Source organism: Caballeronia sp. S22 (assembly GCF_964261745.1).
Lineage (GTDB): Bacteria > Pseudomonadota > Gammaproteobacteria > Burkholderiales > Burkholderiaceae > Caballeronia > Caballeronia jiangsuensis.
Genome location: NZ_OZ180035.1, coordinates 250,576 through 263,758 on the forward strand (window position 1 = coordinate 250,576; position 13,183 = coordinate 263,758).

The window sequence follows — 13,183 nt, forward strand, 5'->3', positions numbered from 1 at the left end:
GTCACTGCCCTTCGGGGAACGCGACCTAAGGAGGCTGCGTGGTAACATCGGCTCGGCATGCTCTCGGGCGGGGCAGCAACTTCCAGAATTCCGGTCATCACAACGACATGAGCAACCATGAGCGCTTCAACGTCGTCTATGACGGCCCTGCACTCGCGGAACATCGAATGGATGTGCGCGATCTCGCGCCGGCGCTCGTGGCCATCGCCGATTTGTTCACGGCAGCGAACAAGGAGCTGAACGGCGATTCCGCCGATGTTCGCGTCGAAGTCAAGGGCAGCTTCAAGGCGGGGTCGTTCGAACTCGATCTCATCTTCGTGCAGCAACTGCTGACACAGATACGGGATATTTTTGCCGGGTCCAGTGCTTCCGCGATCTCCAACGCCTATACGATTCTCACCATCCTCGGGCTGATCGGGGGCGGTGGCGTCGTCGGACTTCAGCGCAAGCTGCGCGGACGCCGGCCGCATCGCATCGAACAGATCGGTGAAGTGTCACGCGTATGGATCACGGAAACTGAATCTGTCGAGGTCGAGGCCAGTGTCGTGCGTCTTTGGCGCAGTAAGGTTGTGCGCGCCAGTTTGAGCAAGACCTTGTCGCCTCTCGAGCGCGAAGGCATTTCGAACTTCGGTATCGTGCGTGGCGAGCAAGTGGAACTCATTGTCGAAGACGACGAGCTTGCGTCGTTTGCCACATTCAACAATGACAGCGGTGAAGTCGTATCGGACTTCGTTGCAAGGAAAGTCTTGCTCGTCGAATCCGTCGTTTTCAAGGATGGAAACAAATGGCGCGTTCACGACGGCCAGTATCCGTTCTTTGCGGCACTTGACGACGAAGAGTTTCTGGCCAAAGTGAATGACGGCGAACGCTTCGGAAAAGGCGATGTTCTGGTTGTGGACGTTCGCCAGATACAGACGATCGAAGCGGGCACGCTAAAAACCGAGTACCGAATCGTCAAGGTTCATGAGCACCGCGCGCCTCTGCAACAGACACTTCTCTGATTCGGCACGGGCGATACGTGGCAGCATTCAAAGCCCCCCCACCACCCGCCCCACCTCCCCAATCCCCACATCGAAAATCCGCTGAAAAAACGGCATCAAATTAGGCACCATAAGCTGCAGCAAAAGCAACCCGACGAGCATCGTCACCGGAAACCCAACCTGAAAAATCCCGATCTGCGGCGCCGCCCGATTGAGAATCCCGAGCGCGAGATTGGCGATCAACAACGCCGCCACGATCGGCAACGCAAGCAGCAGTCCCGTCGAAAAGACACTGCCGCCATATCCCACAAGAATGCGCCACCCTTGCGCATGCGACGCCGCCGCAACGACGTTCGCCTCGATCGGCACGCTGTGAAACGTAGCGATAAGCGCACTGATCAACTGCAAATGCCCATCGAACACGAGAAACGCGAGCATCGCGAGCGTGTTCAAATAGCGCGAAACGACCACCGCATTGCCGCCCGCGCGCGGATCGTAAAGCATCGCGAAGCCGAGGCCCATCTGCTGGCCGATGAACTCGCCGGCCGCATCGACGGCGGCGAACGCGATCTGCATCACCATGCCGATGGCCGCGCCGATCAGAAACTGATTGACGATGATCCACACGCCCGCCGCGGAAAACACCGTCGCCTGCGGCATGGCGGGAAGCGTCGGCGCGACGATCAGCGAAATGAACGCGGCGACCGCAATCTTCACGCGCATCGGAATAGCCATGTGGCTCAGCACGGGCGCCGTGGCGATCAGCGCGAGGATGCGCACGAACGGCCATAGAAACGCCGTGAGCCAGCCGTTCAGTTGCGCATAGGTGACGGAGAACATCGAACGAAGCTCAGCCCGTGATCGCGGGCGTGATCGTGAAAACGTGACGCATGTAGTCGAGCAATGTCGACAGCATCCACGGACCCGCGATCACCAGTGTGACAGCCACGGCGATCAGCTTCGGAATGAACGACAGCGTCGATTCGTTGATCTGCGTCGCCGCCTGGAACAGGCTCACGACCAGACCGACGACGAGCGCGACCAGCAACAACGGCGCGGCGAGCAACAAGGCGACGTACATCGCCTGATGCGCCATCGTCATGACGGATTCGGGTGTCATGCGCGTCTCCTCAGGATACGAAGCTTTGAGCCAGCGAGCCGATCAGCAACTGCCAGCCATCGACGAGCACGAACAACATCAGCTTGAACGGCAGCGCGATAGTCGTAGGCGAAACCATCATCATGCCCATCGACATCAGCACGCTCGCCACCACCATGTCGATGATGAGAAACGGAATGAAGATCGTGAAGCCGATCTGGAAGCCCGTCTTCAACTCGCTCGTGATGAACGACGGCACGAGCAGCGACAGCGGCACGTCCTCCGGACCGTTCATCGGCGCGGCCTTCGAAATGCGTGCGAAGAGCGCGAGATCCGTTTCGCGCGTCTGCTTCAGCATGAATTGCTTGAAGGGCGCGACGCCGCGCGTCATCGCCTGATCCATCGCGATCTGGCCATCGGAGAAGGGCTTGTACGCGTCGGTGTACGCGCGATCGAGCACGGGCGACATCACGAAGAACGAGAGAAACAGCGCGAGGCCGACTAGCACCTGATTCGGCGGCGTGCTCGTCGTGCCGAGCGCCTGGCGCAACAGCGACAGCACGATGATGATGCGCGTGAAGCTCGTCATCATCAGGACCATCGCGGGGAGGAACGAGAGCATCGTCAGCAGCAGCATCGTCTGCACGCTGAGCGAATACGTGGTGCCGCCGTTCGGGCCGGGGCTCGTGTTGAAGGCCGGCAGGCCCGCCGTGCTCTGCGCGAACGCGAGATACGGCATCAAGCCGAGGAAAACCGGCAGCGCGATCTTCACGCCACGCACGATATTGCGACTGACCTGCATTACTTGCTCCCGCCTACGAACTCTTTCGATAGGCTGGATTGTCGGCCAGGCGATTGTCGGACGATGGCGCGAACAGAGGGGAAAACCCGCGCCAACTCGTTCTATTGCGAAGCGCCCGCCGTAAACGAACATCGGGCGTTCGATCCTTGCGGACCACGCCCGATGCATCGGTCGAACCGAACGAACTTACTTGACGAACTTCTGGAGCCGCTTGTTGGCTTCGCCTGCGAGGGCGTCGCGGAACTTCGCGCCGAAGCTGCCGGCCGACGACGGCGCCGCAACGCCCACGCTTTCCACTTCCGCCGATCCGGCGGGCATCGTGTGCAGGAGACGCACGTTGCCGGGACCCGCGCCGAGCACGAGCCACGTATCGCCCACTTCGACGACCGCGACGCGCTCCTTGTTGCCGAGCGATGCGCCGCCCACCACCTTCACGAGACCGCCGCGCTTGCCGCCGTGAACGCCGAACTTGCGCGCAAGCCACGCGCAGCCGAATACGAAGCCGATGACGACGACGAGCCCGACGAGCGTCTGCAGCACCGCGCCGAAACCGAGCGACGGCACCGCCGTGCCCGCGCCGACGCCTGAGGCGATCTGCGCGGCGTGGTTCACCGCGTTCATGTCGGCGGCGACGGAAAGAAGAGGCGCCGAGCAAAGCAGCGCGACGGCCAGGCGTTTCATCGATTCAGCTTCCGGATACGTTCGGACGGCGTGATGATGTCGGTCAGGCGGATGCCGAACTTGTCGTTCACCACGACCACTTCGCCTTGCGCGATGAGGCAGCCGTTCACGAGCACGTCCATCGGCTCGCCGGCGAGGCCGTCGAGTTCCACGACCGAACCCTGCGCGAGTTGCAGCAGGTTGCGGATCGCGATCTTCGTGCGCCCGAGCTCCACCGTCATCTGCACGGGGATGTCGAGAATCATGTCGATGTCGTTGCGCGTCGAGGGCGCCGCCGCCTTCGACAGCGGCTGAAACACGCCCGCGCTCGCTGCCACTGGCGCATCGTTGCCGTTCTGCTCGGCGAGCGCGCTCGCCCAGTCGTCCAACAGGAGCTCGTCGCCTTTTTCCTGCGCGCCGGGCGCATCGTTCTGCATCAGATCACTCATATCCACCTTCCTTCATCGTGTCGCTTGCGCTGATCATCTTTTGCACGCGCAGCGCGTATTGACCATTGAACATTCCGTAGCCGCATTCCATGACCGGCACGCCATCCACCTTCGCGACGACCTGTTCCGGAATATCGATCGGCAGCACGTCGCCCGCGCGCATGTTGAGAATCTGTTCGAACGACGAGCGAATCTCGGCGAGATCCACCGTCAACTCCACTTCGGCCGACTGCACCTGCTGCGACAGCACGCGCACCCAGCGGCGGTCCACTTCGAGGGCTTCGCCCTGAATCGGCGATGAGAGCACGTCGCGGATCGGCTCGATCATCGAGTACGGCATGCAGATGTGCAGCGTGCCGCCTGTCGAACCGAATTCGATCGTGAACTGCGTGACGATGACGATCTCGTTCGGCGTCGCCACGTTGGCGAACTGCGTGTGCATCTCCGAGCGCATGTATTCGAACTGCAGCGGCTTCACGCTGCGCCACGACGTCGCGTAGTGCTCGAACACCAGATTCAGCAGCTTGCTGATGATGCGCTGCTCGGTCTGCGTGAATTCGCGGCCTTCGACGCGCGTGTGAAAGCGCCCGTCGCCGCCGAACAGGTTGTCGACCACGAAGAACACGAGGTTCGGGTCGAACACGAACAGCGACGTGCCGCGCAGGGGCTTCACATGGACCAGGTTGAGGTTGGTCGGGATCGGCAGGTTGCGCGTGAATTCGCTGTACTTCTGCACCTTCACCGGACCGACGGAAATTTCCGCCGAGCGCCGCATGAAGTTGAAGATGCCCACGCGCATCAGGCGCGCGAAGCGGTCGTTGATGATTTCGAGGCCGGGCATCCGGCCCCGGACGATGCGTTCCTGCGTCGCGATGTTGTACGGACGTACACCGACTGGCTTTTTCTCGTCAGCTTCCTGATCGATTTCGCCGGTGACGCCCTTGAGGAGGGCATCGACCTCCTCCTGCGACATGAACTCTTCGTGGCCCATGACTCTTTACTCGCTGATGCGGCGTTACTGGACGACGAATTCGGTGAACAGCACCTCTTCGACCCGCACTGGCTTCTCGGCCGAGCTCGCCGCGGTTTCGACCGCTGCGCGCAGCTCGCCCGCGAGCTGTTTCTTGCCGTCGACGGTCGCGAGATCGTCGGGGCGTTTGCCGGAGAGCAGGAGCAGCACGCGGCTGCGGACTTCGGGCATGTGCTCGGTGACGAGCAACTGGACCTTTTCGTCCTTGAGCTTGAGCGTGAGGCCGGCGCGCAGATAGTGCATGGTGCCGTCGTCGGACTGGAGGTTCACCGTGAGCGATTCGAGCGGGAAGAACACGGGCGGCGGTTCCGGTGCGGGCTTGGCCGGGCCGTGATTCTTGCCGAGGAAAAAGTAAGCGCCGCCGGCTCCCGCGCCGAGGAGCACGATCGCGCCGACGGCGATGATCAGGATCTTTTTGAGCTTGCCGCTCTTTGCGGGAACGATGGGTTGCTGGTTTGCGGTCGTGGTAGCCATGAATGCGTGCCTCTTTCGATAGGGTGAATTGTTGGCTATCGCCGTGTAAAGCGATGGGTCGAACAGAGGGGGGATTTGGGGTTATTCCATCTGATTGCTTTTGTCTTTCGACTTGGGGGGCTTTGTTGGGTTAACGGGGCGTTTTCGGGAAACTTGTGTTCGTGTCGGTCTATTGGCACTGCCCCTGTGCGGGGCGGCAGTCACTTTCTTTGCTGCTGCAAAGAAAGTAACCAAAGAAAGCAGCTATCCCCAGCCTAAGCACTTCACACCGGCCGCGGCACAGACGATTGGCTGAATGGCCCGGCAGTAGCGAGTGCCCCCACAAGCAGATAAGGGCTTGGACCGCGCACGGTCTGCCGCCCCAAATGTTTAAGCGCGCTGGTTCAGCACGAAAGAGTTCCGGCACAGCGCTACGCGCTACCGTTGGGTATGCAAGGGAAACCGTCGAAGAAGAAGCGCAAGCGGACCCGATTGACCCATCGGCCGCGAAGCGGGCCGGAGCAATTCGGTGCTGAACCAATAACGCAAGCGGCGCGATGCGGCAGACCGTGCGCGATCCAAGCCCGATTGGGCCTTCGAGGGCGACACTTAGGCGAGTGCCATCGACGGCTGGCAAGCATGGCCAACGTGCGTGTGACCGCGGGCTTAAACGAGCTGCTTTCTTTGGTTACTTTCTTTGCAGCAGCAAAGAAAGTGACCCCCGCCCCGGGGAGGGGCAGTGCCAATAGACCACCACGCTAACGGGATCCAGCGAAAAAACGAAAATCAAGCAAACGTATCAACAAGCCCCACGGTGCGCCGCACCGGCACACTCACACTGGCGGAGGCCGAAGAATCGACCCCACCGATCCCACCAGCGCCCCCAGCCCCCCGCGAGCCCGACGAGCGCTCCTCCTGCTGCGACTGCCTTCCAAACGCCGACCCATCCGAAACCGAAGCACTCCCAAGACTGATGCCATTCGCCTCCATCGCCTCACGCAGCTTCGGCATGGCGGCCTCGACCGCCTCGCGCACCTGCGCATGTTGCGACACGAACAGCGCGTGCGCGTGGCTTTCGGAAACCTGCAAGGTCACCTGCAACGGCCCGAGATCTCTCGGATTCAAAGTCAACTCGGCGCTCTGCTGATCCGCCTTCGACAGAAACACGACCTTCTGGCTGAACGCATCGTCCCAGCCGGACGCGCCCACGTGCGGCGCAATCGCCGCGCTCGTCGCCGATGCCATCGCGCCTTGCGGACTCGATACCGCCGAATTCGCCGATGCCGTCTGCATCGACACCGCGTGCGCCGCCGCATCCGCGGCTTGCTTGTACGCGGCGGTCGCGGCATCCGCGGGCATCGTCGCGACAGCCAGCGCCGTCGCATCGGTCGCCTTCGCATCCGCGTTCACGTTGTTCGCCAACACGGCGAGGCTCGCGCCCTTTCCGCCCTTGGCAAACAAACCGCCCTGATCCTCGCTGTCCGCACCTTCGCGCGCCGTCGCCACGGAGCCGTTCGCCGGCACTGCGTTCGGCGCAGCATTGTTCATCGCCGCGAGCGCCGCCTGAAGCGCGTCCTGCGCCGGTTTCGCGTCCGCGCTCTTATGCGTCTCGCCAGTCGATTTGGTGTCGTCGGTCGAAGCGGTGGCCGTCGCCGCAGTGGCCGCGTCCGTTAGATCGGCGAGCGTGGTGTCCGTGTCGGCTTCGTCGGCGTTGGCGGCGTCCGCGCGTGCTTTCGCCTGCGCCGCAGCCGTCGCAGCATCCGACGCGGAACCGGGCGTCTGCGCCGCCGGCTTCGATGCGTCCGCCGTATCGGTCTTGCCCGTATTCTTCGATGCCTCTTTCGGCGCGCCGGCCTGATCGGGCTTCGCGGCGGCCTGCGCATCCGACGCGTCATCGCTCTTCGACGCAGCCGCGGAAGCGCTGTCATCCGGCTTCGGCGCGTCGTGCACGCTCGATTTGTCGGCGGACGAATCCGCCAGCGCCTTCGCCGCCTGCGCGTCGGCGTTTGCCTTATCGGTGATGCCTTGCAGCGTCATGCCGAACGACGCGCCCGCGCTCGCCGCGCGCTGTGCCGCGGACTTGCTCGATGACGTGGCGGCGGTCATCGCGCCGAGAAGTGATACGGAGGACATACGAGTCTCTCAAATGCAATGGTTGGGTAACGGCTCAGGCACGCTCGGCGCGCATGCGCAGTATCTTCGCGGCGTGCTCGTCGGATTCGCGCTGCTCGACGCGCGCAGCCTTCTTCGCGAGCATCGCCTCGCCGCGCGCGGCCAGCACTTCATAACTGCCGAGCTTCTGTTTCTTGAGACGCCAGTCGGGTTTCGCCGCCTCGATGCGCTGATCGGCCATGACGAGCGCCGTGCGTTGCTGCGCAATCGCCGAATCGAGCGTGTCGACGAACGCCTGGAAGTTGCGCAGCGTCTGCGCCGTGGTGCCCTCTTGCGCCGATGCCGTGAACCGCGCGTGGTACTCGTCACGGTAGGTGATGAGCGAGTTCAATTGCGTTTCGACTTCGTTGCGTTCCTGCTGCAGCTTGCCTAGCTTCTTCGTGGCGGCGTCGAGTTCCTCTTCGGCGAGGCCGATGAGGGTGTTGATCGGCAGATTCTTGGACATGGCGTGGCGGTCCCGTATGGTCTTTTGGCTTTCTTGTGATGAATGATTCGGATACTAGTCGAAAACTATTCGAAGAGCTGATTCAACATCGCGATGCTCGGCTCGAACGGCGCCTGCTCGCGAAAACCCTGCTGCAAAAACGACTCCATGCGCGGATACAGCGCGATCGCACGGTCGAGGAGCTGATCGCGCCCGCTCGAATACGCGCCCACGTTGATCAAATCCTTGTTGCGCTGATAGCGCGAAAGCATCTGCTTGAAGAGGCGCACGCGCTCGAGATGCTTGTCGTCGATGAGCGCGGTCATCGCGCGGCTGATCGACTGTTCGATGTCGATAGCCGGATAGTGCCCCGCCTCAGCGAGCGAGCGGTTCAGCACGATATGGCCGTCGAGAATCGCGCGCGCCGAGTCGGCGATCGGGTCCTGCTGATCGTCGCCTTCGGTGAGGACGGTGTAGAACGCGGTGATCGAGCCGCCGCCTTCCGGTCCATTCCCGGTGCGCTCGACGAGCGCCGGCAGCTTCGCGAACACCGAGGGCGGATAACCTTTCGTCGCCGGCGGCTCGCCGATCGCGAGCGCGATCTCGCGCTGGGCCATCGCGTAGCGCGTCAGCGAATCCATCAGCATCAGCACATGCTTGCCCTGATCGCGGAAATATTCGGCGAGCGAGGTCGTGTACGCGGCGGCCTGCATGCGCAGCACGGGCGATACGTCCGCCGGTGCCGCCACGACGACCGAGCGCGCGAGACCTTCCTCACCGAGAATCTGCTCGATGAATTCCTTCACTTCGCGGCCACGTTCGCCGATCAGCCCGATCACGATCACTTCCGCGCTCGTGTAGCGCGCCATCGTGCCGAGCAGCACCGACTTGCCGACGCCCGAACCCGCGAACAGGCCCATGCGCTGGCCGCGCCCGACCGTCAGCAGCGTGTTGATCGCGCGCACGCCGACATCGAGCACCTTGTGGATCGGCTCGCGGTTTAGCGGATTGATGACCGGCGCGGACAGCGGCGCATCGACCTTCGCGCCGAGCGGGCCGAGCCCGTCGAGCGGACGGCCGGACGCATCGACGACGCGGCCGAGCATTTCCCAGCCGACGGGCAAGCGCTTCGCGCCCGCCATCGGATCGTTGATCGGCGCGCTTTCGAGCGGATAGACGCGCGCGCCGGGCAACAGGCCGGCCACTTCGGTGGTCGGCATCAGAAAGAGCTTGTCGCCCGCGAAGCCGACGACTTCGGCTTCGGCGGTCGGAATCGCGCTGCCCGGCGGCAGTTCGATCATGCATTCGGAACCGACGCCCATCTTCAGGCCGACCGCTTCCAGCACGAGCCCGGCCGCGCGCGTGAGACGCCCGCACGGACGCAGCGGCTTCGCGATGGCATTGCGCGACCTGAGCGCGTCGAGCTTCTCGCGCCACGTATCGATGTGCGGATTGCCGGCGATATGCGCCAGTTCCGCGATGGTGCGCGCGGCGAGTTCGTCGGCGGATTCGTCGCCGACGGATTCATCGACGGCGAGCGGGCCGAACGAAGCGCGTGCGAGCTCCTGTTCCAGCTCGCTCAAACCATCCTGAGTGATTCGGCTCACCACGGCTTGTTTCTCCCCAGTGCAGCCACGACGCGTTCCCATCGCGACACGACGGTCGCGTCGATTTCGCCGGTCGCGGCGTACGCCTTGCAGCCGCCGCGCTCGACTTCCGGATCGGGACGCACGGTCCAGCCCGCGGACTCGAGTTCGTCTTTCAGATAGGCATCGACGATCGGCATGTCGGCCGGATTCACGACGAGCGTGGGCGCGCCCGAAAGCTCCGGCTCGGCGGCGATCACTTCGCGCGCCACCGCGACGAGCGCGGTCGGATCGAGCGCGAGATGCTGACGCACGACCTGCTGCGCGATATCGATCGCGAGTTCGGCGAGCGACTCCGCGATGGCCGCATCGGCGGCCTGCAACGCGGTCCTGAACGTATCGGCGATTTCGGCGAGACGCGCGGCCTGGGCAAGTGCTTCCTTGCGGCCATCCTCGAAACCCTTCGCCTGACCTTGCTCGTAACCCGCCTGATAACCGAGCGCCTGGCCCGCGACATGCCCCTTCGCGAGCCCGTGCTGATGCGCGTCTTCCTCGACGCGGCGCAAGTGCGCTTCGAGCGCGGCCTGTTCCGCCGCGCTGTCGTCGACCTTGATTTCGACAGGATCGAACGAGGCCATTTCCCAGCGCTGATACGCCGAGAGCGGAGTCTTTTGCACGCGAGCGTCAGACATATGCATCCTCCGCCTTGCCGCCTAGCTGGATCTGGCCGTTTTCCGCGAGATTGCGGACGATCTGCAGAATCTTGCGTTGCTGCTGCTCGACTTCCGACACGCGCACCGGACCGCGCGAATCGAGGTCTTCGGCGAGCAGTTCGGCCGCGCGCTGCGACATGTTCGACAGGAACTTCTGGCGCAGCGCCGGCTGCGCGCCCTTGAGCGACACGATCAGCGTCTCGGACTCCACTTCCTTCAAGAGAAGCTGGATCGCGCGGTCTTCCAGGTCGAGCAGGTTCTCGAACACGAACATCTGGTCGATGATCTTCTGCGCGAGTTCGGCGTCGTATTCGCGCACGTTCGCGATCACGCCTTCTTCGTGATTGCTCGACATGAAGTTGAGAATCTCGGCGGCCGTGCGGATGCCGCCCATCGGCGCGCGCTTCAGGTTGTCGCTGCCGGAGAGGAGCGTCGTCAGCACGTCGTCGAGTTCGCGCAGCGCGGCGGGCTGAATGCCGTCGAGTGTCGCGATGCGCAGCAGCACGTCGTTGCGCAGACGGTCGGCCAGCAGCGACACGATCTCCGAAGCCTGATCGCGGTCCAGATGCACGAGGATCGTCGCGATGATCTGCGGATGCTCGTTCTTGATCAGTTCCGCGACCGCGCCCGAGTCCATCCACTTCAGGCCTTCGATGCCGCTCGTATCGCTGCCCTGCAGGATACGGTCGATCAGCGCGCCGGCCTTGGTTTCGCCGAGCGCCTTGGTCAGCACCGAGCGGATGTACTCGCTCGAATCGAGCGACAGCGCGGTGTGCTGCTCCGCTTCCGAAACGAATTCGGTCAGCACGTTGTCGAGTTGCTCGCGCGTCACGTTTTTCAGCGCCGCCATGGTCGCGCCGATCTTCTGCACCTCGCGCGGAGCGAGATACTTGAATACTTCGGCGGCTTCTTCCTCACCGATCGACATCAGGAGGAGAGCGGCTTTATTCAGGCCTTCAGCGTTCATCGGACACCCAGTTCTTCACGACCGTCGCAACGATTCTCGCGTCCTGACGCGCCACCATGCGCGCGTAGTCGAGGTTGCGATCGAATTTGGCCTTCTTGCTTTCATGACCGAGGAGACTGACCTCGGCATCCTTGTCCTCGTCTTCCTTCTTCTGGCCGCCGTCGAGCGACGGGCCATCGAGCAGCGAGAGTTCATCCGGTGCGCCGAGCGCGGGGGCGGCTTCGGGCAGCGGCGGGAAGGCACGGCGCATTGCCGGCTTCACCATGCTGAAGTACAGGAACAGCCCGACGATCCCGATGCCTACATACTTTGCCGCCTGGATGCCCCACGCGATCATCTGCGGGGTGCGCCACCACGGCACGTCCGGCGTCACGTTCAGGTCGGCCGAGAACGCGCTGTTCACCACGTTCACCGAATCGCCGCGCTTCTCGTCGAAGCCCATCGCGTCCTTCACGAGCTGCTGGACCTGCGCGAGCTTGTCGGCGGCGAGCGGCGTCATCGTGACGTTGCCCTTCGCGTCGACCTTCTTGTCGTAGTTCACGACGACCGCCACCGACAGGCGCTTGATGCCGCCCGTCGCCTGCTCGAAATGGCGCACGGTGCGATCGACTTCGTAGTTGGTCGTCGTGTCGCGGCGCTGGTTTTGCGGCGTCGCCTTCGTGCCGACGGCGCCCGAAGCTGCCGCGTCGATCGGCGCGGAAGCCGGCTGCGGCGGCTGGTTCGAGAGCGCGCCCGGCACGCCCGATGCGCCGCCGCCCGTCGTTTCGCTCGATTCGCTCGACTGCTGGCTGCGGATCGCCGTGCTTTGCGGGTTGCCGTTCGGACCGTAGCTTTCGGCGGTCTGTTCGAGCTTCGAGAAGTCGATGTCGGCGCTCACCTGCGAGCGGGCGTTTCCGGCGCCGAAGAGCGGCGCGAGAATCGCGTCGATGCGCTTTTGCGTGTTGTGCTCGATCTGCTGCACGTACTTCAGTTGCGACGCGTCGAGGCCGCTGACGGCGCTCTGGCTCGTGAGCAGGTTGCCGTCCTGATCGACGATATTCACGTTCTTGACCGGCATGTCCGCGACGCCGGACGCGACCATGTGCGCGATCGCGACCACCTGGCCTTCGTCGAGCACGCGGCCCGGATACAGATTGACCATCACGGACGCGGTCGGCAGTTCCTTGTCGCGCACGAACACGCTCGGCTTCGGAATCGCCAGATGCACGCGCGCCGACTTCACCGACGAGATCGCGCCGATCGTGCGCTCCAGCTCGCCTTCCAGCGCGCGCTGATAGTTGACCTGCTCGGCGAACTGGCTGATGCCGAACTTCTGGTTGTCCATCAGCTCGAAGCCGACCGAGCCGCTCTTCGGCAAGCCCTGGCTCGCGAGACGCAGACGCGTTTCGTGAACCTGCTCGGCCGGCACGAGAACGGCGCCGCCGCCATCGGACAACTTGTAGGGAATGTTGCCCTGCTGGAGCGCGGCAACGATTGCGCCGCCGTCCCGATCGGAGAGATTGGAGAAGAGGACGCGGTAGTCCGGCTGGCGCGACCACATGACGAGGCCGGCGATCACCATCGCCAGAATCGCGACGGCCACGATGAGCGGCACGCGCGGATTCGAGCGGAACTGGTTGAGCATCGGCACGCGCTGCGCGAAACCGCCGAAATCGGCGCCACCCGCGAGTCCCGGCGCGGCCGTTCCGGCTGCTCCCGGTTGTGCGCCCGCCAGGCCCATTCTGGCGTCTGGCGTGATGAGTGAGTTGTTGGGCGTATCCATTTAGCGTCGAAGCTCCGAATCCTGAGGTTCTCCTCCCGCCGCTCCCCGCTTTTCATGTAAGCGGCGGTGGAGGACTTTTCACGATG

The 13,183-nt window shown here is 63.5% G+C and carries 14 protein-coding genes; 1 reads left to right on the forward strand and 13 read right to left on the reverse strand.

The features are described 5' to 3' along the window. The first annotated feature begins 107 nt into the window (after positions 1–107). On the forward strand, positions 108–1,001 hold the full coding sequence (locus tag ACEN42_RS01135; protein WP_371880443.1) for a hypothetical protein: 894 nt from the start codon (positions 108–110) through the stop codon (positions 999–1,001). 27 nt (positions 1,002–1,028) lie between these two features. Here the strand turns inward: ACEN42_RS01135 and fliR are convergent, their stop codons facing one another. The 13 genes from fliR to fliF form a co-directional block, all read right to left on the reverse strand. Beyond that, positions 1,029–1,820, reverse strand: coding sequence for a flagellar biosynthetic protein FliR (gene fliR / locus ACEN42_RS01140; protein WP_250482755.1), 792 nt, complete (start codon positions 1,818–1,820; stop codon positions 1,029–1,031). A 10-nt stretch (positions 1,821–1,830) separates the two neighbouring features. Further along, positions 1,831–2,100 (reverse strand): flagellar biosynthesis protein FliQ, encoded by a 270-nt coding sequence (gene fliQ / locus ACEN42_RS01145; RefSeq protein WP_008352562.1) that lies wholly within the window; start codon positions 2,098–2,100, stop codon positions 1,831–1,833. Positions 2,101–2,110: 10 nt separating this feature from the next. After that, positions 2,111–2,881: a flagellar type III secretion system pore protein FliP gene (gene fliP, locus ACEN42_RS01150; protein WP_187609641.1), complete on the reverse strand. Its 771-nt coding sequence runs from the start codon at positions 2,879–2,881 to the stop codon at positions 2,111–2,113. Between the two features lie 186 nt (positions 2,882–3,067). Beyond that, positions 3,068–3,562 (reverse strand): flagellar biosynthetic protein FliO, encoded by a 495-nt coding sequence (fliO, locus tag ACEN42_RS01155; RefSeq protein ID WP_371880444.1) that lies wholly within the window; start codon positions 3,560–3,562, stop codon positions 3,068–3,070. Further along, positions 3,559–3,978 (reverse strand): flagellar motor switch protein FliN, encoded by a 420-nt coding sequence (fliN, locus tag ACEN42_RS01160; RefSeq protein WP_371881045.1) that lies wholly within the window; start codon positions 3,976–3,978, stop codon positions 3,559–3,561. Before fliN ends, fliO begins: the two co-directional genes overlap by 4 nt. 4 nt (positions 3,979–3,982) lie before the next feature. Beyond that, positions 3,983–4,981 (reverse strand): flagellar motor switch protein FliM, encoded by a 999-nt coding sequence (gene fliM / locus ACEN42_RS01165; RefSeq protein ID WP_035499274.1) that lies wholly within the window; start codon positions 4,979–4,981, stop codon positions 3,983–3,985. A 24-nt stretch (positions 4,982–5,005) separates the two neighbouring features. After that, positions 5,006–5,494 carry a flagellar basal body-associated protein FliL gene (fliL, locus tag ACEN42_RS01170; protein WP_187609639.1) on the reverse strand — a complete coding sequence of 163 codons (489 nt, stop codon included), beginning with the start codon at positions 5,492–5,494 and terminating at the stop codon, positions 5,006–5,008. Positions 5,495–6,259: 765 nt separating this feature from the next. Continuing rightward, entirely contained in the window at positions 6,260–7,606 is a 1,347-nt protein-coding gene (locus ACEN42_RS01175; protein WP_371880445.1) for a flagellar hook-length control protein FliK, read from the reverse strand. A gap of 34 nt (positions 7,607–7,640) precedes the next feature. Beyond that, on the reverse strand, positions 7,641–8,090 hold the full coding sequence (gene fliJ / locus ACEN42_RS01180) for a flagellar export protein FliJ (protein WP_035499270.1): 450 nt from the start codon (positions 8,088–8,090) through the stop codon (positions 7,641–7,643). Between the two features lie 65 nt (positions 8,091–8,155). Then, the gene (gene fliI, locus ACEN42_RS01185; RefSeq protein WP_371880446.1) at positions 8,156–9,718 is read right to left on the reverse strand and encodes a flagellar protein export ATPase FliI; all 1,563 of its coding nucleotides are present in this window, start codon (positions 9,716–9,718) and stop codon (positions 8,156–8,158) included. Continuing rightward, positions 9,673–10,347, reverse strand: a complete 675-nt coding sequence (gene fliH / locus ACEN42_RS01190) for a flagellar assembly protein FliH (RefSeq protein WP_371880447.1) — start codon at positions 10,345–10,347, stop codon at positions 9,673–9,675. The genes fliI and fliH overlap by 46 nt, the downstream gene beginning before the upstream one ends. Beyond that, a complete protein-coding gene (gene fliG, locus ACEN42_RS01195) occupies positions 10,340–11,335 on the reverse strand; it encodes a flagellar motor switch protein FliG (protein WP_035499267.1) in 996 nt (331 codons plus the stop codon). Before fliG ends, fliH begins: the two co-directional genes overlap by 8 nt. Continuing rightward, positions 11,325–13,097, reverse strand: a complete 1,773-nt coding sequence (gene fliF, locus ACEN42_RS01200) for a flagellar basal-body MS-ring/collar protein FliF (protein WP_371880448.1) — start codon at positions 13,095–13,097, stop codon at positions 11,325–11,327. Before fliF ends, fliG begins: the two co-directional genes overlap by 11 nt. Between the last annotated feature and the right edge of the window lie 86 nt (positions 13,098–13,183).